Here is an 18,801-nt window from a genome sequence, read left to right on the forward strand (position 1 = left end):
GCGGGGCGACGCCGGCGCGCTCAATCCAGCGTGATCGCCGGATAGCGGGCGGCCAACTCGGCCAGCGCGCCATCGCGGTGCATGGCGTCAAACGCCTGCTGGAGTTTGTTGCGGGTGGCGGCTTCGGTGCCTAGGCTCAAAGCGACGGAGGATGCGGATTCACGCAACTTCAGCACGGGCTCCAGATCGGCGATGTTGTAGCCATATTGCTTGAGAACGGTGGGGGCCAGGGATTTGCTGATGACCAGCAGATCGGCCCGGTCTGAAAAAAAACGCCGCAGCGCGATGCCGTAGTCGGCGCTGCGGTCGAGATGGCGTTCTGCCGTCAAGCCCAGGGCCAGCATTTCATGTTCGGAGGCATCGCCGATGACCACTGCCGTGCGATAGCGGTGAATGTCTTGCATCGAGCTCACCGAGATATCCGCGCGGTTCCGCCGGCGGTACAGCATGGCTTGGCGGCGTGCCGCTGTACCCACCCAGTAAAACTCTTTTTCACGTTCAGGCAAGCGAACAATGGCGGGGATCAACACCCCCGGTACCGTGCGGCCCTTGGCCAGGACACGCGACCAGGAGGTGATTTCAAACCGGCCATTCAGCCCGGCGCGGCGGAGCATCTCATGGGCGATCTCGACGGCATAACCTGCCGGCGCCCCTTGCGTGTCGCGATAGGAGTAGGGGTGCAAGTCTTCCAGCATGACGATGATGTCGGCCTCGGCACTTTGGGGCCATGCAGGCGGAGCGATGGCCATCCCGCCAGTCAGCCCGGCCATCAACCCTGCAGTCAGCAGGTTTCGCCGGTTCAAGGCCGCACGACACGAACTTGGATGCTTGATGTTTGACATGACGCAAAAACAATGCGAGAGGGCTGCCGCCAACGGGGTGTTGGGCCGGCCAAGCTGCAAGAATGCACCGATGACCCCACGAAATCAATCTTTGGGCGAAGAAATCGCCAACGCGATCAGCCATGGCCTGGGCTTTTTGCTGGCCGTGGCGTCCTTGCCCATTTTGGCCGTGGCGGCCTCGCGCCAGGGCAGCACGCTCAATGTCGTGGCTGCCTGCGTGTTTTCGCTCACCATGATGCTGTTGTACCTGGTGTCAACGCTGTATCACGCGGTGCCTGAAGGGCGCGTCAAGCTGTGGCTGAATCGCCTGGACCATGCGGCCATTTACATTTTCATTGCCGGCAGCTACACGCCATTTGCCTTGGGTGTGCTGCATGGCGCTTGGGGTTGGACGCTGTTCGGCCTGGTTTGGACCAGCGCGGCGGTGGGCGTGACGGCCAAGTTGTTCAACCGCCTGCGCCACCCCTATTGGTCGACCGGGCTGTATGTGGCAATGGGTTGGCTGGTGGTGGTGGCGATCGGGCCCCTGATGGGGCGCATGGACAGCGCCGGGTTGGCCTGGTTGACGGCGGGTGGTTTGGCCTACACCTTGGGGGCGGTGGTTTTTTTGCTGGACCACCGCATTCGTTACGCCCATTTCGTGTGGCATATTTTTGTGCTGGCGGGCAGTTGCTGCCATTTTTTTGCTGCGCTCTGGTACGCCGCCTGAGGGTGTCGGTCGGCTTTGCGAGTTGAAGCGTGGCCGGCTGATCAGTCTGCCACCGCGTAGCGGTTGCGGCCGGCTTGTTTGGCGCGGTAGAGCGCCGCGTCAGCGCGGCTGAGCAGCACCTCGCTGCTTTCACCCCACTGGGCCTGGGCCAAGCCCACGGAGCAGCTGTAGCCCATTTGCGGATGCTCGGGCAACGGGCGAGCTTGGTTCACTCGTTCAATCAGGCGTTGGATGATGGCTTCTGCCTGCGGCTGCCCGGCGGTCGGCAAAATCAATAAAAATTCATCGCCACCCAGCCGGGAGCAGCCATCTTCACGCCGGCTTGTGGCTTGCAACTGGCGGGCGAAGTGAATCAGGGCGGCATCCCCAGCGGCGTGTCCCAACTGATCGTTGATTTGCTTGAAGTCGTCGAGATCGATCAAGGCCACGCACAGCGGCCAATGGTCGACGTCGAGCAGTGCCTGGTCCAGCATCAGCAGGCCATGGCGGCGGTTGCCCAGGGCGGTGAGTACATCCGTTTGGGCGGCGGCCAGGGCACGGGCGTGGGCCTGCCGCAAGGCCCGGCTGTCTTGCCGTAGCGCGGTGATGTCGCTGGCCACGCACAGCAGCCAGCCTTGTTTTTGCAGGGTCTCTGTCATCCAGATCCAGCGGCCATCGCTCAGATCGGCTTCAAAAGCGCGGAAAGCGGTCTTGCCGCGACGTGAAAGTACCGAGGCAATCCAGGCCTCGATGTCTTGGGTTTCGATCATGGCGCCGCGTCGCGTGACGTGGTTGTGCCGCATGATGGCGGCCCAGTTCAACTGGCCGTCAGGCTCGACGTCATAGGCGGCCTGAAATGCCGGGTTGGCATAACGCAGCACGTCGTGCTCATCGAACAGGGCGGTCAGCAAGGGGCTGTCGTCATGGCAAGCCATCAGCTGTGCAGTCAGTGCAGGGTCATGCGGGTCGTGGATGTCGCTCATCGGCATCTCCATGGAATGGGCCTATTTTGGGGCCAGTTGCCCGCCCCTTCGGCAAGACTGGCTGCACAATCCGCTGAACAGAGATGCACAGGAGCCGGTCGATGAAATGGGAAGGTCAACGCGAAAGCGACAACGTCGAAGACCAGCGCGGTGATGACGGTGGGGGCGGCGCAGGGGGTGGTGGCGGTTTTGGAATCGGCGGCGGCCGCAGCGTCGGCCTGGGCGGCATCGTTGTCGCCTTGCTGGTTTCCTGGGTGTTTGGCATCAATCCTTTGACGGTGCTGGGTTTGATGAGCGGTGGCGGCGGCAGTGCGCCGGTGAGTGCGCCCGCCACGCAGCACGCGCCCGGCGCCAAGCCGCAGGATGAGGGTGCCCGCTTCGTTGCCACGGTGTTGGCCGATACCGAAGATGTGTGGGGCGCCTACTTCGCGGCCCAGCAGCAGAAGTACCCGCCTCCGCATCTGGTGATGTTCCGCGGGCGCAGCCAAACGGGTTGCGGCACGGGTGAGACCGCGATGGGGCCGTTCTATTGCCCGGCCGACCGCAAGGTCTACATCGACCTGTCGTTCTATGACACCTTGCGTGACCGTTTGGGTGCGCCGGGTGAGTTCGCGCAAGCGTATGTGATTGCCCATGAGGTGGGCCATCATCTGCAAAATTTGCAAGGCATCACCGACAAAGTGGACCGTGCCCGCCAACGCATGTCTGAGCGTGATTACAACGCCCTGAGCGTGCGGTTGGAGTTGCAGGCCGATTGCTACGCCGGTGTTTGGGCCAATCTGTCGCAGCACAGCAAAGGTTGGCTGGAACAAGGCGATATAGAACAGGCGCTGAATGCTGCCTCGCAAATTGGCGACGACACCTTGCAGCGCAAGGCCCAGGGTACGGTAGTGCCCGAGAGCTTCACCCACGGCAGCAGCGCGCAGCGGGTGCGTTGGTTCAAAGCCGGTCTGGACGCGGGGCAATTGAAGGCGTGCAATACCTTTGACAGCCCCAATCTTTGAGGCTATGTGGCCGGTTTGCCCGGTCATCCCGAGGTATTTCGGCAGGGAGCGGGTAAAACTACCCAAAAAATTACCGCAATCTGAAAGCAACCACCTGTTCAAGGGTGTGCGGGCGGTGGTGGAGAGGGGTGTTGTATGAAACACTTCGTCCCAATCACATCGCTTGGTGTCGGTCGTCAATCCTGTCGGCTAGGGTGCACAACATAGCGGCAGGGAACCTACGGACATGAACCAGCAGAATCAAACTTCGCTCGACACCAAGCAAGACTCAGCTCATGGCTTGGGTGCCGGTCTGCCGGCTGACAAGCTTGAAGCCCGCCGCCGCCTTTTAAAGGGCGGCTTGGCGCTGGCACCTGTGGCCATGACTGTGACCAGCCGGCCGGTGTTGGCAGGCAGCAATGCCGAGTGCCATGGCCCCACCGGTTTTCAGTCGGCCAATGTGAGCCGGCAGGTGGGTACCGTGTCTGACCCGACCTGCGGCGTGCGCAAGCGGCCAGCCGACTGGTCTGGCGACACGACCCATTGGCCCAGCTCGTGCAAATCGACAGCAAATTTCTCGACTTGTTTCCCGAGCACGAGCAAGTATGCGTCGAATACCTTGCTGGAGGTTTTGCAGGGCAGTTGTGGGGGCACGTCTGACGATAAAGCGGTCAGCCAGCGGATTGGCGCGGCCTACCTCAACTGTTTGGCGGGCCAGACCGTGCCGTCTCTCATTCAGATTCGGGCGATCTGGTCGGGCTATTGCTCGGCGGGCGGCTACAGGCCCACGTCAGGTGAGGCGGTTTGGTCTGCGGCCAAGATCTGCAAATACCTTGACTACACCATGGGTGTTGGCGTTTCATTCTGACGCATTCCGTTCTTGCGGACGTGGTGACAGAGGGTTCTCTCGTGCCGCCGTGCTGGCGTGCGGCGTTTGCCGATGCGCTCACCTTGCGTTGGCTGGACGAAGACCTCCTCGTGTTCAACGCCCTTTCGGGCGACACGCATTTGCTCACAGCCAGCGGCAGCGCCTTGCTCCAGGGCTTGCTGGAATCACCGGCGCGTGCTTGGAAGACGCCTGAGTTGGCGCGCCACCTGCTGAGCGAAGAGCCCTCCGACACCTTGCTGGATCAAATGCAGCGCAGCTTGAACTACCTTTGGCAGCTCGGTTTGATCGAGCGCGTGGCGTCGTGAGGCTGGTCGAGCTGCAACCCGGCGAGCTGTCCCGGCGTTTGCGTGGCGAAGGGGTGCTCTTGCACACCGGGCCGGTGCGGGTGCGCATCCGCTCGCAGCTGGAGTCTGTGGCGGGCGCCTTGGCCACCTTGTACGCCGACCAGCAACTGGGCATGGCAGAAGATTTTTGCGACTTCGACACCCGCATCGATGCGGTTGACGGCTTGCGACATTGGCTGCGACCCCAGGCACAGTTCAGCTTCGAGGGCATTCAACCCTTCAAACCCATGGCTTTGCCGCATGCCTCGGCCATGCTGGAGTGGGGCCTGAACTGGTGTGTGTCCGGGCACTGCCATCAGTACATCATCATCCATGCCGCCGTGGTTGAGCGTGGCGGGCGGGCCATCGTGCTGCCGGCGCCACCCGGTTCGGGCAAAAGTACTTTGTGCGCGGGTCTGGTGAATCGCGGCTGGCGTTTGTTGTCGGATGAGTTGACGCTGATTGATCCCGTTAGCGGTGAGTTGGTGCCGCTGGCACGTCCCGTTAGCTTGAAGAACCGCTCCATCGAGGTGATTCAGCGCTTTGCGCCGGCGGCCGTGTTCGGGCCGCTTACGCGTGACACCGTGAAAGGCACCGTCGCGCACATGAAACCGCCTGCCGACAGCGTTTTGCGCAACCAGGAGCGGGCACGGCTGGCGTGGGTGGTGTTTCCGCGTTATGTGGCGCAAAGCCCCGTGTGTCCCAAGCCCTTGGCCCGAGGCGAGGCCATGATGGCCTTGGTGGACAACGCCTTCAACTACCACCTGCACGGGCGGCAGGGTTTTGAAACCTTGGTCGGCATGGTCAGCGCCGCCAACTGCATGCGCTTCGAGTACAGCGATCTGGAGGCCGCCGCCGCGTACTTCAATCAGCTGGCAGAGGTGCCGGCATGAACCCCCGCGCCAGTTTGCTGGTGCAGGCCTTGGCGCGTCCGGCGGACTGTCTGGCTTGGCCTTTGCACCAGTGGGAGTTGTTGATGCAGCAGGCGCGGCGCGCCAACCTGATGGCACGGCTGGAGGTGGCATTCGAGCGTGCTGGGGTGCATGCGCAATTGCCCGTGGGGCCGCGCAAGCATTTTGATTCGATTCGGCGGGTGGCCGACAGCCAGGTGCGCGCAGTTCGCTGGGAGGCCCGGCAGATCGCCGCCGCGCTTCAAGACATGCCGGGCATGCCGGTGGTGATGCTCAAGGGCGCTGCCTATGTGCTGGCGGAGTTGCCAGTGGCGCAGGGGCGTTTGTTCTCGGATGTGGACATTCTGGTGCCGCGTGAGCGCGTGCCGGGGGTTGAGTCTTCGTTGATGGCGGCGGGCTGGCAAAACAGTCACCATGACGCATATGACCAGCGTTACTACCGCGAGTGGATGCATGAAATCCCCCCCATGCAGCACGCCTTGCGGGAAACCGTCATCGACGTGCACCACAACATCCTGCCGCTGAGTGGGCGCATTCGCCTGGACGCCGGTTTGTTGTTGGCCGCTGCCCAGCCCCTGGCAGCTTGGCCGGGCTTGTCCCGGCTGGGCGATGCGGACTTGGTGTTGCACAGCGCCTGCCATTTGTTTCTGGATGGTGAGTTCGACAAGGGTTTGCGTGATCTGGTGGACCTGGACGCCTTGCTGCGCCATTTCGGCGGGCACGCTGAGTTTTGGCCTTCGCTGCAGCAACGGGCGCGCGAGCTGGGCGTGGGGCGGGTGCTGTTTTACGCGTTGCGCTACACCGCTTTGATTCTGCAAACCCCTGTGCCCCAGCAAGCGCACCAAGCCTTGCAAGACCTTGCGCCTAACGCTCTGGTGTTGCGGTTGATGGATGCCGTGTTCATTCGCGCTTTGCAGCCCGACCACCCCAGCTGCGAAAGCGCGGGCACGGGAGCCGCCCGCCGCTGGCTCTACCTGCGCGCGCACTGGATGCGCATGCCCTTGCATTTGCTGCTGCCGCACCTGATCCGCAAGACCTTCAAGCGCGATCCGGACGATGAGGTCGTTGTGCAGGCCAAAACCTGAGCGGCTGACCATCGTTGCGCCGGCTGGGCTCGCTTGTCATCGCGACGGGCGGGGCATCGCTTATGCTTTGCGCCATGAGCCAACGTCCTAAACCCTTTTCAATGATTCGTGAATTCCATCTGGCAGACTGGTTCACGCTGGGCAATGCTTTTGCCGGCATGGGTGCCTTGTTTGCGGTGATGAGTTTTCTGCAGAGCCACGAGGTGGCGCACCTGTATTACGCCTGTGCGCTGATTCCCGTGGCCCTGGTGTTTGACGTGTTGGACGGGCGCATTGCCCGCTGGCGCCAACAGCAGTCGGTGCTGGGCCGCGAGCTGGACTCGCTGGCGGACATCATCTCCTTCGGCGTGGCACCCGCGGCCATTGCCTACGGCTGCGGCATGCAGGGTTTGTATGACCGCATCGTGCTGGTGTTTTTTGTGGCGTGTGGCGTTTCGCGCCTGGCCCGCTTCAATATCACGGCTGAAGCACTCAGCGCCGGGGGCGACAAGGTCAAGTACTTCGAGGGCACGCCCATTCCCACCTCTCTGGTGCTGGTGCTTGTGCTGGCCATTGCGGCGGCCCAGGGGGCGATTGGCGAGCAGATGTGGTTGGGCCAAATGGCGTTGGCCGGCTTCACTTTTCATCCGCTGGTGCTGATGTATGCGGTGTCAGGGTCGTTGATGGTCAGCCGTATCCGCATTCCCAAGATCTGATATCTGTGCTCACAGGCTGGGCCTGTGGATGATTTCATTTACGGCGCCGGCTTGATTCGCAAGGCCCACCACACTCCAGCGATCAGCAAGGTGATGCCCAAGCTCGTCAATGGGGAAGGGAGGTGGCCGTTCAACACAAAGGCGTAGGCCAGGGCTGAGAGGGTTTCAAAGACGATCAATTGCCCCGCCAAGTGGGTGGGCAGGCGCTGGCTGGCTTCGTTCCAGCACAGGGTGCCCACCCAGGACGCCAGCAGCCCGACCGCCCCCATCAAGCCGGCGAAGGCCCAGGGCCGTGGCCCGAGGGGCAGCGTGAAGTCAGCAGCCAGCAGCGGCGCCCCAGTCGCTTGCAGCGCGAACAGCAGGCCAAGGCCGAGTATCGCCATGGGCAGCGTCACCAAGCCTTGTGCCGTCGCCCAGACGCGTGGGTTGCGATCGACGTGGCTGCGCAGCCAGTCGGCATTGCGGATGGGGTACCAGGTCCAGCAGGCTAGGGCGATCAGGGCCAGCAAAGCGCCTTCAACGTAGCGGCGGATCGGGTACTGCGCTTGCGCGGCCAAATGCGCCAACTCGGTTTGATTGACGCAGGCAATGCCCAAGCCGATCAACAGCAGGGCTGGCACCAGCCGAGGCCAGGGCAACAAACCGTCGCGGGCCTGGTTGCGTCGGTTTGAGGCGATGGCAATCACTACCGGCAGGGTGCCAATGATGACCGTCGGCAAGGGCGCGCCTGCGCGTTGGATGGCGGCGGCCAGGCACAGGTAGTAGAGAAAATTGCCGATGGCGCTGAGCTTGCAGGCCTCCAGCCAATCCTTGATTTGCAAGCTGCGCAAGGCCCTCGCGTCCACCACCGCCAAGGGCAGGGCAATCAAGCCGAAAGCCAAGTAACGGCCCACCACCAAGAGCGCCGCCGGATATTCGGGCAGCAGCAGCGGGGCCACAAACACCAAACCCCACATAAGGCCAGCGGCCAAGGCAAACAGAAGTCCAATTCCCATGCGCGCAGTGTGCCTGACGCCTGCAAGGCTTCAGCGGGTGTTGAAGTGTTCAGCGCGAACAGCAGTGGGCAAAAAAAAGCCGGATACCACCCCTGGCGGTATCCGGCTCCTGGCATGCCTGGTTGATTCCGCCACATGGCGGCACTGGCTTGCCCAGGGGCCCTCGCGGGCTCCTCCTCCTGTTGTCCAAACTATATTTTCTAGAATCGGTATGACAGTGGTGTTATGGTTTGCCCTTGTTTTATGACAAGTTGGGCGATATGCGAACATGCGGTTTCAGGCCAGCGCTTCGTCCAGCACCTCCACCCAGTGCCGCACCGGTGTTTGCGTACCGCTTTGCAGGTGTTGGATGCAGCCGATATTGGCCGAGACGATGGTCTGCGCATGCAGCGGCGCCAGGGCTCGCAGCTTCTGGTCACGCAATTGTTTTGACAACGTGGGCTGCAAGATGGAGTAGGTACCTGCCGAGCCGCAGCACAAATGGCTGTCGCAAGAGGCCAGTTGAAGGTCAAATCCGAGCGCTCGCAAGCTCTGCTCGACACCGCCGCGCAATTGCTGACCATGCTGCAGAGTGCACGGCGGGTGATAGGCGAGCTTGGCGCGGGTCTGGCCTGCGGGCAAGGCGGGCAGGCGTGCCTGAAGGGCGGGTAGCAACTCAGGCAACAGCTCGCTGAGATCGCGGGTGACGGCGCTGATGCGGGCCGCCTTGTCGGCGTAGTGGGGGTCATGCGCCAGTGCGCGGCCGTAGTCTTTCACGGTAACGCCGCAACCCGACGCATTCATGACCAGGGCTTCAACCTTACCCGCGTCGGTCAGGCCCTCTACCAAAGGCCACCAGGCGTCAATATTGCGGCGCATATCGGCCAGGCCGCCCGCGTGATCGTTCAAATGGCTGCGAATGGCACCACAGCAGCCTGCGCTATCGGCCACCATGGTCTGGATGCCTGCGGCGTCGAGCACGCGGGCGGTGGCGCTGTTGATATTGGGCGCCATGCTGGGTTGCACGCAGCCCAGCAGCAGACCGACCTTGCGTGCGTGTTGCTGGCGCGGCCAGTCGTGAGCGGCGCGCGGTGCCGGCCCCGGCACCTTGTCCTTCAGGCTGGCCGGCAGCAGCGGGCGTACCCACTGGCCCAGTTTCATCGCGGGTGCAAAGGCGGGCGAGGTCAAGCCTTCTTTCAGCAACCAGCGCACTGCGCGCTCGCCGGATGGGCGCTGGACCTTGGCTTCGACGATCTCCCGCCCGATGTCCAGCAACTGGGCGTATTGCACGCCCGACGGACAGGTGCTCTCACAATTGCGGCAGGTGAGGCAACGGTCCAGATGTTCTTGGGTACTGCGTGTGACCTGGGCGCCTTCCAGCATTTGCTTGATCAGGTAGATGCGGCCCCGTGGCCCGTCCAGCTCATCGCCCAATAGTTGAAAGGTCGGGCAGGTGGCCGTGCAAAAGCCGCAGTGCACGCAACGGCTCAAAATGGCCTGAGCCTGCTGGCCTTCGGGGGTGTTCTGGAACTCGGTGGCGAGCTGGGTTTGCATCAGTCAAGTGTCCGGTGGCTGAAAGCCCGACAGCCAAAGTCGGCGGGCGATCCGGCAGTTTGGGCCGGGGTGTTCAATGCATCAAAGGTCGCCATACAACCTCCCCGGGTTGAAGATGCCTTGAGGGTCGAATGATTTTTTCAGGCGTTGGTGAAGCTGTTTGATCGGCGCCGACAGGGGGGCAAAAGCGCCGGCGGATTTGTCGGCGGCTCTGAAGAGCGTGGCGTGGCCGCCCACTTGGGCTGCGGCTTCACGAATTTGCCGTCCCGGCAGGGCAGTGGTGACCCAACGTTGGGCGCCACCCCATTCGATCAATTGTTCGCCGTGCAGATGGGTCAGGGCGGGTGCGGTCTGCGGGAGCGAGAGGCGCCAGAGCTTGGCGCCATGTTCCAGCGCGCGTTCGGCGCCTTGGAAAAACTCGTCGTGGTGGTCGCGCAAGCCTTGCCAGAAGGGTTCGGCCAGGGCGGTGTCGATGGGCTCACCACCCAGCGTGCGGGTGGCTGCGTCCACCGCCGCCTGGGCGCCAGCCAGCCGAAGCAGCAGCGCGCCGTCCCACCAAGCGCTGGCGTTCAAGGGCAGGGCCTGCCCGCCCCAGCGGTTGAGTTGTTGCAGCGCCTGCTCCTGCCCCAATTCGAAGCGCAGGGTGGCTTGTGCCACGGGGCGCGGCAAGACCTTCAAGGAGACTTCCAGAATCACGCCCAAAATGCCCATGGAGCCGGCGATCAGACGGGAAATGTCGTAGCCCGCCACATTCTTCATGACCGTGCCGCCGAAGCTCAGTACCTCCGCCCGGCCGTTCAGCAGCGTGACGCCCAGCACATGTTCACGCAGCGCGCCCATGCTGGCGCGGGCCGGGCCGCTCAGGCCCGTGGCGACCATGCCGCCGACCGTACCCTGGCCGCCCGGCCCTTTGAAGCGCGGGGGCTCGAAGGCCAGATGCTGTTGCCGCTCGGCCAGCATTTGCTCCAGCTCGGTGATGGGGGTGCCGGCTTTGACGGTCACCACCAACTCGCTGGGCTCATAGCTGCTGATGCCGCTGAATTCGCTCAGGTCGAGCACCACGCCGCGCGGGGCTTCGCCATAAAAGGCTTTGCTGCCATGCCCGCGCAGTTGCAGGGGTGTGGCGCTGGCGCTGGCGGCGTGTACCTGCGCTTGAATCTCTTCGAGCTGCATGCCCATCAGAACCTCGGCAGATCAGGGTGGGCGAGCAGGCCGCGGCGCACATGCATGCGGCCATATTCTGCGCACCGGTGCAGGGTCGGAATGACCTTGCCGGGGTTGAGCAGTTCGGCCGGGTCGAAGGCCTGTTTGACCGCTTGCATCTGGGCGTTTTCCTCGGCTGAAAATTGCACGCACATGGAGTTGAGCTTTTCGATACCGACACCGTGTTCCCCGGTGACCGTGCCGCCAAGGGCGACGCTGGTTTCGAGAATTTCGGCACCAAACTCTTCACAGCGGCGCAGTTGGTCGGGGTCGGCGCCGTCGAACAAGATCAGCGGATGCAGGTTGCCGTCTCCGGCGTGGAACACATTGGCGCAGCGCAGTTGGTACTTCTGCTCCATCTCTTGAATCGCCAGCAAAATGGCGGCCAGATTCTTGCGCGGAATGGTCGAATCCATGCACATGTAATCGGGGCTGATGCGGCCCGACGCAGGGAAGGCATTTTTACGGCCGCTCCAAAAACGCAGGCGTTGCGCCTCATCGGCACTCACCTCGATGCGGGTGGCGCCGCTGGCAACGAGCACGGCTTGTATGCGCGCCACCTCTTCGGCCACCTCTTCGGGGGTGCCGTCGCTTTCGCACAGCAAAATGGCCTCGGCGGACAGGTCGTAGCCGGCGTGCACAAAGTCTTCAACCGCCGCGGTCATGGGCTTGTCCATCATTTCCAGCCCGGCGGGAATGATGCCGGCCGCAATGATCTGTGCCACCGCGTCTCCCGCCCGCCGCACGTCATCGAAGCTGGCCATGATGCACCGCGCCAGCGGCGGTTTGGGGATCAGCTTGACCGTGACATCGGTGATGACGGCCAGCATGCCTTCGCTGCCGATCACCAGGCTCAGCAGGTCCAGCCCGGCTGCGTCCAGCGCCTCGGAGCCAAACTCGATGGCCTCGCCTTCCATGGTGAAGCCACGTACACGTAATACGTTATGTAGTGTGAGTCCGTATTTGAGGCAATGCACACCGCCTGAGTTCTCGGCCACGTTGCCGCCGATGGTGCAGGCGATCTGGCTGCTGGGGTCGGGGGCGTAATAAAGCCCATGCGCGGCGGCGGCTTCGGAGATGGCCAGGTTGCGCACGCCGCATTGCACGCGCGCGGTGCGGGCAACAGGGTCGATTTTCAAGATGGACTTGAACTTCGCCAGAGCCAGGGTCACACCTTGCGCGTGGGGCATGGCGCCACCCGACAAGCCTGTGCCAGCGCCCCGGGCCACCACCGGAATGTTCAGCTGATGGCAGGTTTGCAGCACGGCGGCCACCTGGGCCTCGGTTTCAGGCAGCGCAACAAGCAGGGGCCGCTCTCGGTAGGCGGTCAGCCCATCGCATTCGTAAGGCACGGTGTCTTCGGTGTGCCACAGCAGGGCGTGCGCTGGCAGGTGCTGGAGCAGGGCCGTCACCACGCGGTTTTGAGTTTGCACCCGCAGGGTGGGGTCTACAGCGGGCGGCGGCAGGGCGGTGCTCAAACGGGGGCCTTTCAGGAGTTGGCGCTTAAAACGTCGTGATGATTTCAAGCCTTGGGTTTGCGGGCTGGGCTGCGCTTGGCCGCGGCGTTGGCCGCATTGCGCAAGGCAGGCTTGTTGGCCGCCGCACGCGCGGGCTTGGCCCCCAGTGTTTTGCTCACGCCTTTGCTCATGCTGCCCACCACACTGCCGGCCACCGCGCCAGGCACGCTGGCGGCCTTGCGCAAGGTGTCTCCGGCGGCGTCAAAGGATTGCTTGACGATGGCACCGGCCAAATTCTTGGCGGCATCGGTGGCGGTGTCCTTCATGGCATTGGCAGCCAATTGCGTGAATTGCTGGCTCAGGGCACCCCACCACTGCAAAGGGTCGACCGCGGAAGGCAGGGCGGACGCCTCGCCGGCGTCATTTTTGCGAGACTTGGCTGCCGGCTTGCTGGCCGCACGGGCGACCGAGCTGACTGCTGATGTGACGGCCGAGCCGGCGGCTGCCGCTGCGGCGCCACCCGCCGCCAATGCCGATTGGGGCAGGCTTTTGCCTGCTGCGGCCAACAGGTCCGGGCTCAGGCCGGGCATCGCCGGCCACAAGGCCGCATTGGCGGTGTCTGCGCTGGGCAATTTCAGGGCATTGCTCAGTTCAGCCAGCGGCACGTTCATCGACTTCAAGGTCGACAGGGTCATGCGCTGCACCTCCAGCGCCTGGATGGTGGCGCCCAGCATGCGGGCGTTTTGTTCCAACCAGAATTGCACGGTGCGCAGTTCTTCGATGCGCTTGCCCAGCTCTTCAGGGTTCAGCGTGGGGGCCACCCATTGGCCGATGCCGGGCAAGGCGGCGCCAGCGTTTTTGACCAATCCTTGCAGAAAATCGAAACCCGGGACAAATTTGCTGAAGCTGTTGTCGGCCATGGAAGTTCCTTCACGGTGGATCGAGTGGGCTACCGGTGTTTGAGATTCTGGCCGAAGTTGACGAGGCACTTCGCGCCGGATTCCGGTCGGCGGCGGAGTCTGCCGCATGGTACGCCGGATGGTACGTCGGATGGATTGGCTGAACCTCGAAGCCGTGCCGCTCCAGCAACAGGGTCAGGGCTTGCGGGCCGGTCAGGTGCAGGCTGCCGACTGCGGCCAGCACGTGGTGGCCTTGCTGGTGCAGCGCGGCAATGTGTTCGGCCAGGCCGGGATTGCGGTCGTCGTTGAGGGCGCGAAGTTCGGCCCGGTCTTGCGCGTTGAAGATGCAGTGGCACCAGCTTTCATAGGCGGCCAGCGTGGGAAAATCGCTGTCGGCCCAGGCGGTGGCCAGACGCGCGGTGCTGCGGCGAAGCACACCTTGCTCCAATTGTTGCAGGCCGCTTTGCAGCTGGGTTTCAGCCGTTTTCGGGTCGTCCGGAATCAGGGCCTGCAATTGGGTGTCCACCGACTCCAGGGCGACGATGGGGTGGCCGGTTTGTTGCGCCCAGCCGGCCAGCATCATCTCTTGGCCGTAGCTGGGGTCGAGCCGATCCCAGCGTGAATCCAGCGCCATCAGGTTGCTCAATTGCAGCAAGGGGTGCAAATGGCTGAGGGCCGTTTCGGGCAGGCAGGCCAGGCGGGTCTGCCGGGCCAGGCGCTGCTGGAGCTTCGCGCTGGGCGTGTAGGGGCGGGCGTGGGCGGGGCCTTGCGCCAAGGCCTGCAAAGTGGCGGGATCGCTGATGTCCAACTCCAGTGCCAGGGTGTCGCTCTCTTGCATCGCCTCACGCAGGCGCGGTCCGGGAAAGACCCAGGCCATGCGCCCGATGTGCAGGCTACCGTACAGGTAGGAGTCATGACCGTCGCGGCGCAGGCGAAAGAGAAATCCGCGGTCGGGTGCCGTGCGGGCCAGTGCTTGTGCCTGGGCCGTGCTGGGCATTTCCGCCAGGGGCGGGCAGGCCGGGGCGGCCAGGGTGTTGTTGGCGGCAGCGGCGATCAGCAGCCAAACGCTACCGACCCCTACCTGATGCCCCAGCGTGGCCCGATAGGCCGTGCGATGCCCGGCGGTGTAGAGCGGGCGGCAAAAACGGACGAAACGATGAAGAAGGTCTGAGGGGCGCATGGCGCCACCATGCCAGAGTTTCAATGCCGGAAGAAGCCGAGATCGCGCCGCATGCGCACACCCGGCTTGCTGCGGTGTTCGGCCTCCAACTGGGCCAGGAACTCGTCCGCCGACAGCGCTTCGCCCAGGATTTCGATTTGCTGCCGCACGGCCGCAAAGTCGCCGGGGGTCAGCACATCCAGCGTCGCCAGCCGGCTGGTTTGCTCGGCGGTGAGCGTGGCGTCGTCATCGCTCAAGGCTTCACGGCGGAACATGCGTTCCCGCTGTTCGGCGCGCAGCGGTTTGAACTGAATCTTGAATGCAAAGCGGCGCAAGGCGGCTTCGTCCAGATCTTCAAACAGATTGGTGGTGCAGATGAAGATGCCAGGAAAGCGTTCCATGCCGGCCAGCATTTCATTCACCTCGGACACCTCGTAATTGCGCTCGGCCATGCGGCGGCTGCGCAAGAAGCTATCGGCCTCGTCGAGCAGCAGAACGGCGCCTTCAGAGGCTGCTGCTTCAAACATGCGCGCCATGTTTTGCTCGGTCTCCCCCACGAATTTGCTGCTCAGGTCGCTGGCTTGCCGCACCATCAGCGGGCGCTTGAGGCTTTGGGCGATGTGTTCGGCCAGGGCGGTCTTGCCGCTGCCGGGCGGGCCGTAGAAGCACAGGTTGCCGCTGCTGCGGCGCTGCAAGGCGGCGACGATGCGCGGAATTTCAAACTTGGATTCGCAATTCAGCAGATCAAGTGCGTATTGCGTCACCATCGGGCGCGCGCCGCGTTGCTGGGCGGAATGGCCGAGCGCTTTGTCGGCGTTTTCAAGTTGGCGCAGGATCAGGCGTTCGCAATCCTGTATCGGGCCGGCCAGTTGGGCAAAACGCACGGCGGTGCGCACCTGGGCCGGCGTGAGGCCACGGCGTTCGGCCAATTGGGCCGCGAATTCAGGGCCGACCGGCACGTCGGCCAAAGCCGAGGTAACCAAGCGCAGGCGGGCGCCGGGCGGCGGGGATTTCAGCTCTAGGTGGTACTGAAAACGGCGCCGGAATGCAGGGTCGATTTGTTCGATGCGATTGGTGACCCAGATGACTGGCACCGGATTGGTTTCCAGAATCTGGTTGACCCAGGCCTTGCCGCTGACCGAGCCGCTGGTGGGTGCTTCAGCACTGGCATCCAGCCGCGCCATCAACTGCGCGGTGTCGCTGGACAGCGGAGGAAACACATCCTCCACTTCATCAAACAGCAGGGCGACGTGCGCGCTGGCCTTGAGAAAAACCTGGCTGATTTGCAAGGACCGGTAGCGATCGCGGCCGGAAAGCGAGTTGCCATCGCGGTCCGCATATTCGACCTCATACAAGTCCAGCCCCGCGGCATGGGCGGCCACCTTGGCCAGCTCGGTTTTGCCGGTGCCGGGGGGGCCGTAAAGCAGGATGTTGACGCCTGCATCGTGGCGGGCCACGGCCTGGCGCAACAGGCTGGCGACCATATCCAGATCTTCCGTGACGAAATCGAAATCCGCCGGCGCCAAGGTGCTGGCGCTGGCGGGGCGGGTGAACACCGCCATCAGGTCGTGCGGGCCCTTGTACTCGCGCATCAGCACGGGCGGCAATTGGTCGCTGACCTTCATCAGGTCTGCCAGGTCGGTGATGTTGTGCTCGGAGATGAGGTTCTCCACCATGCCGATGCGCTCCAGCCGGGAGCCGGCCCGCAGGGCTTCGGCCACCTCCTGGGCGTTCACCCCCGCCACGGCGGCAATGGTGGCGAAGGCCTCTTGCGCGGTGTTGACCTTGAACTCCACCAAGGCGCCGCGCAACTCGCGTTGGTAGCGCGCCAAGGTGCCGTACAGCAGCAGGGCTCGCTCAGCAGGATTGAGCTGCAGCAGATTGCCTAACGCGTCGATATTGGTTTCAACCAGCGTGGACTCGCGTTTGAGCTGGCGATCCAGCCACTCGCTGGTGGTGGCCAGCAGGGCCAGCATGTCTTTGGGCGCGTCCTTGACGTATTCGTCCAGGTAGAAAAACAGGGTCGACTCTGAGAAGGGGCCGGTCCACACGCCGTAGCGCAGCAAAAAGTCCTCGTGGCTCAGGGTTTCATGCCCTGCCCATAACTCGTTACCTTGACAGCGTTGGCGCAAATAATCGCGCAGCCGGCCCAGCACCCGAACCGGCCACACCAGATGCCGCCCTGTGAAGGACAACAAGCCATTGAAATCACGGCGCAGATTGAACTTTCCGGCGTGTTTGACCGTGAGCGTCAACACAAACTGAGAGCACATGCGGTCCAGCACCGGGGCCTCTTTGAGGCCAGGAGAGGCCAGCACATGGGCCTCGCCCTTGAACTCGCCGCCCGGGTTGGCGCTTGCCTGTTTTGCGGTTCGTGCGGAAGCAGCCAAGGCTGGCTTGGCTGGAGAGCTGGCGGCAGAGCGCTTCATCACCATGGCATCCCTCTTGATCAGGCTACCACCGCTGCGGTGGCGCAACCCCATCTTGGCTTAGCTGCGTGCACAGTACAAGCGCTCATTTGCATCCACCCGGGAACCTGGGATGAGGGGCCGGGCAGACGCGGGTTCAATTCAATGCATGACCACCGGTTGATGCCCCATGCTGGCGAAACTTTCGATGTAGTCGTCGAGGTCTTCCTCGGTGGGATCTTGTTCGATCAAGGCTTCGACGCCATCTTGAAATTGTTGCGCCAGCGCGCCTTCGATGAAGATTTCTTTGCGACTGAATTTATCGACGATCTCGTAGCCCCCGCGATGCAATTGCAACTCGGGATTGGCTTGCAGGAATTCGCCTGGTGCAGGTTCATTCACCTGGATGTCGAACTTGACAACACTGAAGCTGGGGGAGTTGTAGAGCATATGCATGGAAATCTCCTTTCAGCATCAATTGCGGCCAACCGAGCCTTCTTCAAGCCTTATCGGCAAGTTCAGGAACGTGGCCGTGCACAAATAGTGTCAGATTGCCGAGCATTTCGGCAGTTCTTTGGCGGGAATTTTGTGTGGCTGACGTAAAAAATTGACGTTATTCCCCCTAGCCAGGGGGAGCGGATCCCATTGCCGCCTCAGTGCAACGCCGCAGAGGCGGGCGTAGAGGGAATCAGCTGAAGCGACCAATGCTGCTGCTCAGGCATTTCGAAGCGCAAAACCACTGGCAGATGGTGGCGCCCGGGGTCCAGCCAGAGGTGCACGTCGCCGCTGTACGGGCCTTGCGGCAGCCGGTGTACGTGTATGAAGACGGGTATGGCTGGCTGATCAGGGTTATCCGCATCGGGGGGCAAGGCCTCGACGTCCAACACCTCGAACTGCCAAGCCAGGGCGTTGCCGCGCAGGCCGGCCACCCGCAGGGAGAAGGCACGGCCCGGGGTGAAGTAGGCCGGATCAGCCTCCACCAGGGCTGCTAACTGCAGCCACCAGCTGATGCGGTCCTGGGTGCCGGGCGCCAGCGGCAGCACCTCGCTGCTGGCTGAAAAGCTCAGCAAATTTTCTGCCTGGCGGAAATTGATGGCCGCACGATCACGCCCGCCTCGCTGCTGAACATAACGCTGAGGTACAAGGCCCGCTTCATTCAACTCGCCTTGGCTGACCCAGGCGGGCAAGGGGTGCCCGGCGATGTCCCGCTCCAGACGTAAGGCGTAGCGGCCGTTGTCTTGATGCCAGCTCAGGCGCGCCGTGCCCTCGCCCTCGGCGCTACGTAGGCGATAGGTCCATTCGCCGCTGGGAGCGGGTCGGCCCGGGCGGAGTTGTGTGTCGGGCGCGACGGGCGCGGTGATTGTGGAGGGGGCCGAGGGCGTTGTGGATTCGGTGTTGTTCGCAGGCCTTGCCTCGGCAGCGTAGTCGATGGGCTCCGTCGGCGCGGGCGCCAGCGTTGGGGCGTTGTGGGTCGGGGGGGCAGTGGCCATGGCGGCGGCGTGGGTAGTTAGTGCCTTTATTGCCGCTGTGGGGGGCGAGGGCAGCTGACGGGTTTGCAGGGCCAGCGCAAATGCGCCGCCCTTGCTGCTCAGCGTCGCACTGGGGCGGGGCCGTGGTATTTGCGGCGGCAACAGCGCAAGCCCGTGGCCCAGCAGGCTGAGCGCGAGGGCCACGGCCAGTGGCTTGGCCGGTTTGAAGGGCTTGAGGGGGATCGGCATCAGGATGCGGGAGTCATGGGCGATGCCGGG

At 63.4% G+C, this 18,801-nt stretch carries 18 protein-coding genes; 7 read left to right on the forward strand and 11 right to left on the reverse strand.

The window, feature by feature from the left end:
• Positions 1–20: 20 nt before the first annotated feature.
• Positions 21–803 (reverse strand): substrate-binding periplasmic protein, encoded by a 783-nt coding sequence (locus PRZ01_RS06835; protein WP_273596026.1) that lies wholly within the window; start codon positions 801–803, stop codon positions 21–23.
• Between the two features lie 109 nt (positions 804–912).
• Here PRZ01_RS06835 and trhA point away from each other — a divergent pair, with 109 nt between their 5' ends.
• Positions 913–1,551, forward strand: a complete 639-nt coding sequence (gene trhA / locus PRZ01_RS06840) for a PAQR family membrane homeostasis protein TrhA (RefSeq protein WP_273596027.1) — start codon at positions 913–915, stop codon at positions 1,549–1,551.
• 41 nt (positions 1,552–1,592) lie between these two features.
• Here trhA and PRZ01_RS06845 read toward each other — a convergent pair whose 3' ends face one another.
• On the reverse strand, positions 1,593–2,513 hold the full coding sequence (locus tag PRZ01_RS06845) for a GGDEF domain-containing protein (protein WP_273596028.1): 921 nt from the start codon (positions 2,511–2,513) through the stop codon (positions 1,593–1,595).
• A 101-nt stretch (positions 2,514–2,614) separates the two neighbouring features.
• On the opposite strand from PRZ01_RS06845, the gene ypfJ reads away from it, so the two are divergent.
• From ypfJ to pssA, 6 genes are all read left to right on the forward strand, one after another.
• On the forward strand, positions 2,615–3,517 hold the full coding sequence (ypfJ, locus tag PRZ01_RS06850) for a KPN_02809 family neutral zinc metallopeptidase (RefSeq protein ID WP_273596029.1): 903 nt from the start codon (positions 2,615–2,617) through the stop codon (positions 3,515–3,517).
• A 226-nt stretch (positions 3,518–3,743) separates the two neighbouring features.
• Positions 3,744–4,364, forward strand: a complete 621-nt coding sequence (locus PRZ01_RS06855; protein WP_273596030.1) for a hypothetical protein — start codon at positions 3,744–3,746, stop codon at positions 4,362–4,364.
• Positions 4,365–4,387: 23 nt separating this feature from the next.
• Complete coding sequence (locus tag PRZ01_RS06860; protein ID WP_273596031.1) at positions 4,388–4,690, forward strand: HPr-rel-A system PqqD family peptide chaperone; 303 nt, start codon at positions 4,388–4,390, stop codon at positions 4,688–4,690.
• Positions 4,687–5,601, forward strand: coding sequence for an HprK-related kinase A (locus PRZ01_RS06865; RefSeq protein ID WP_273596032.1), 915 nt, complete (start codon positions 4,687–4,689; stop codon positions 5,599–5,601). Before PRZ01_RS06860 ends, PRZ01_RS06865 begins: the two co-directional genes overlap by 4 nt.
• Positions 5,598–6,704 (forward strand): nucleotidyltransferase domain-containing protein, encoded by a 1,107-nt coding sequence (locus PRZ01_RS06870; RefSeq protein ID WP_273596033.1) that lies wholly within the window; start codon positions 5,598–5,600, stop codon positions 6,702–6,704. Before PRZ01_RS06865 ends, PRZ01_RS06870 begins: the two co-directional genes overlap by 4 nt.
• A gap of 74 nt (positions 6,705–6,778) precedes the next feature.
• A complete protein-coding gene (gene pssA, locus PRZ01_RS06875) occupies positions 6,779–7,399 on the forward strand; it encodes a CDP-diacylglycerol--serine O-phosphatidyltransferase (RefSeq protein WP_273596034.1) in 621 nt (206 codons plus the stop codon).
• A 38-nt stretch (positions 7,400–7,437) separates the two neighbouring features.
• On the opposite strand, the gene PRZ01_RS06880 is transcribed toward pssA, so the two are convergent.
• The 9 genes from PRZ01_RS06880 to PRZ01_RS06920 all read right to left on the reverse strand — a co-directional run bounded on the left by PRZ01_RS06880 (position 7,438) and on the right by PRZ01_RS06920 (position 18,771).
• Positions 7,438–8,394, reverse strand: a complete 957-nt coding sequence (locus tag PRZ01_RS06880) for a DMT family transporter (protein ID WP_273596035.1) — start codon at positions 8,392–8,394, stop codon at positions 7,438–7,440.
• A gap of 276 nt (positions 8,395–8,670) precedes the next feature.
• Positions 8,671–9,927, reverse strand: a complete 1,257-nt coding sequence (gene glcF, locus PRZ01_RS06885; RefSeq protein WP_273596036.1) for a glycolate oxidase subunit GlcF — start codon at positions 9,925–9,927, stop codon at positions 8,671–8,673.
• A gap of 81 nt (positions 9,928–10,008) precedes the next feature.
• Positions 10,009–11,106: a glycolate oxidase subunit GlcE gene (glcE, locus tag PRZ01_RS06890; protein ID WP_409993815.1), complete on the reverse strand. Its 1,098-nt coding sequence runs from the start codon at positions 11,104–11,106 to the stop codon at positions 10,009–10,011.
• Positions 11,106–12,608 carry an FAD-linked oxidase C-terminal domain-containing protein gene (locus PRZ01_RS06895; RefSeq protein ID WP_409993816.1) on the reverse strand — a complete coding sequence of 501 codons (1,503 nt, stop codon included), beginning with the start codon at positions 12,606–12,608 and terminating at the stop codon, positions 11,106–11,108. Before PRZ01_RS06895 ends, glcE begins: the two co-directional genes overlap by 1 nt.
• 44 nt (positions 12,609–12,652) lie before the next feature.
• Positions 12,653–13,507, reverse strand: a complete 855-nt coding sequence (locus PRZ01_RS06900; protein WP_273596037.1) for a PhaM family polyhydroxyalkanoate granule multifunctional regulatory protein — start codon at positions 13,505–13,507, stop codon at positions 12,653–12,655.
• Positions 13,508–13,517: 10 nt separating this feature from the next.
• Positions 13,518–14,666, reverse strand: a complete 1,149-nt coding sequence (locus tag PRZ01_RS06905) for a TraB/GumN family protein (protein ID WP_273596038.1) — start codon at positions 14,664–14,666, stop codon at positions 13,518–13,520.
• Between the two features lie 20 nt (positions 14,667–14,686).
• Positions 14,687–17,128 (reverse strand): ATP-binding protein, encoded by a 2,442-nt coding sequence (locus PRZ01_RS06910; RefSeq protein ID WP_273596039.1) that lies wholly within the window; start codon positions 17,126–17,128, stop codon positions 14,687–14,689.
• 87 nt (positions 17,129–17,215) lie between these two features.
• On the reverse strand, positions 17,216–17,509 hold the full coding sequence (locus PRZ01_RS06915) for a BTH_I0359 family protein (protein ID WP_273596040.1): 294 nt from the start codon (positions 17,507–17,509) through the stop codon (positions 17,216–17,218).
• A 197-nt stretch (positions 17,510–17,706) separates the two neighbouring features.
• The gene (locus PRZ01_RS06920) at positions 17,707–18,771 is read right to left on the reverse strand and encodes a DUF3108 domain-containing protein (protein WP_273596041.1); all 1,065 of its coding nucleotides are present in this window, start codon (positions 18,769–18,771) and stop codon (positions 17,707–17,709) included.
• Positions 18,772–18,801 lie beyond the last annotated feature (30 nt).

It is taken from the genome of Roseateles koreensis (assembly GCF_028595305.1).
Lineage (GTDB): Bacteria > Pseudomonadota > Gammaproteobacteria > Burkholderiales > Burkholderiaceae_C > Paucibacter_A > Paucibacter_A koreensis.

Coding starts and splice junctions, on each gene's coding strand:
- trhA (WP_273596027.1), top strand. CDS start 913: ATGACCCCACGAAATCAATCTTTGGGCGAAGAAATCGCCAACGCGATC.
- PRZ01_RS06845 (WP_273596028.1), bottom strand. CDS start 2,513: ATGAGCGACATCCACGACCCGCATGACCCTGCACTGACTGCACAGCTG.
- ypfJ (WP_273596029.1), top strand. CDS start 2,615: ATGAAATGGGAAGGTCAACGCGAAAGCGACAACGTCGAAGACCAGCGC.
- PRZ01_RS06855 (WP_273596030.1), top strand. CDS start 3,744: ATGAACCAGCAGAATCAAACTTCGCTCGACACCAAGCAAGACTCAGCT.
- PRZ01_RS06870 (WP_273596033.1), top strand. CDS start 5,598: ATGAACCCCCGCGCCAGTTTGCTGGTGCAGGCCTTGGCGCGTCCGGCG.
- pssA (WP_273596034.1), top strand. CDS start 6,779: ATGAGCCAACGTCCTAAACCCTTTTCAATGATTCGTGAATTCCATCTG.
- PRZ01_RS06880 (WP_273596035.1), bottom strand. CDS start 8,394: ATGGGAATTGGACTTCTGTTTGCCTTGGCCGCTGGCCTTATGTGGGGT.
- glcF (WP_273596036.1), bottom strand. CDS start 9,927: ATGCAAACCCAGCTCGCCACCGAGTTCCAGAACACCCCCGAAGGCCAG.
- glcE (WP_409993815.1), bottom strand. CDS start 11,106: ATGGGCATGCAGCTCGAAGAGATTCAAGCGCAGGTACACGCCGCCAGC.
- PRZ01_RS06900 (WP_273596037.1), bottom strand. CDS start 13,507: ATGGCCGACAACAGCTTCAGCAAATTTGTCCCGGGTTTCGATTTTCTG.
- PRZ01_RS06905 (WP_273596038.1), bottom strand. CDS start 14,666: ATGCGCCCCTCAGACCTTCTTCATCGTTTCGTCCGTTTTTGCCGCCCG.
- PRZ01_RS06910 (WP_273596039.1), bottom strand. CDS start 17,128: ATGGGGTTGCGCCACCGCAGCGGTGGTAGCCTGATCAAGAGGGATGCC.
- PRZ01_RS06915 (WP_273596040.1), bottom strand. CDS start 17,509: ATGCATATGCTCTACAACTCCCCCAGCTTCAGTGTTGTCAAGTTCGAC.
- PRZ01_RS06920 (WP_273596041.1), bottom strand. CDS start 18,771: ATGCCGATCCCCCTCAAGCCCTTCAAACCGGCCAAGCCACTGGCCGTG.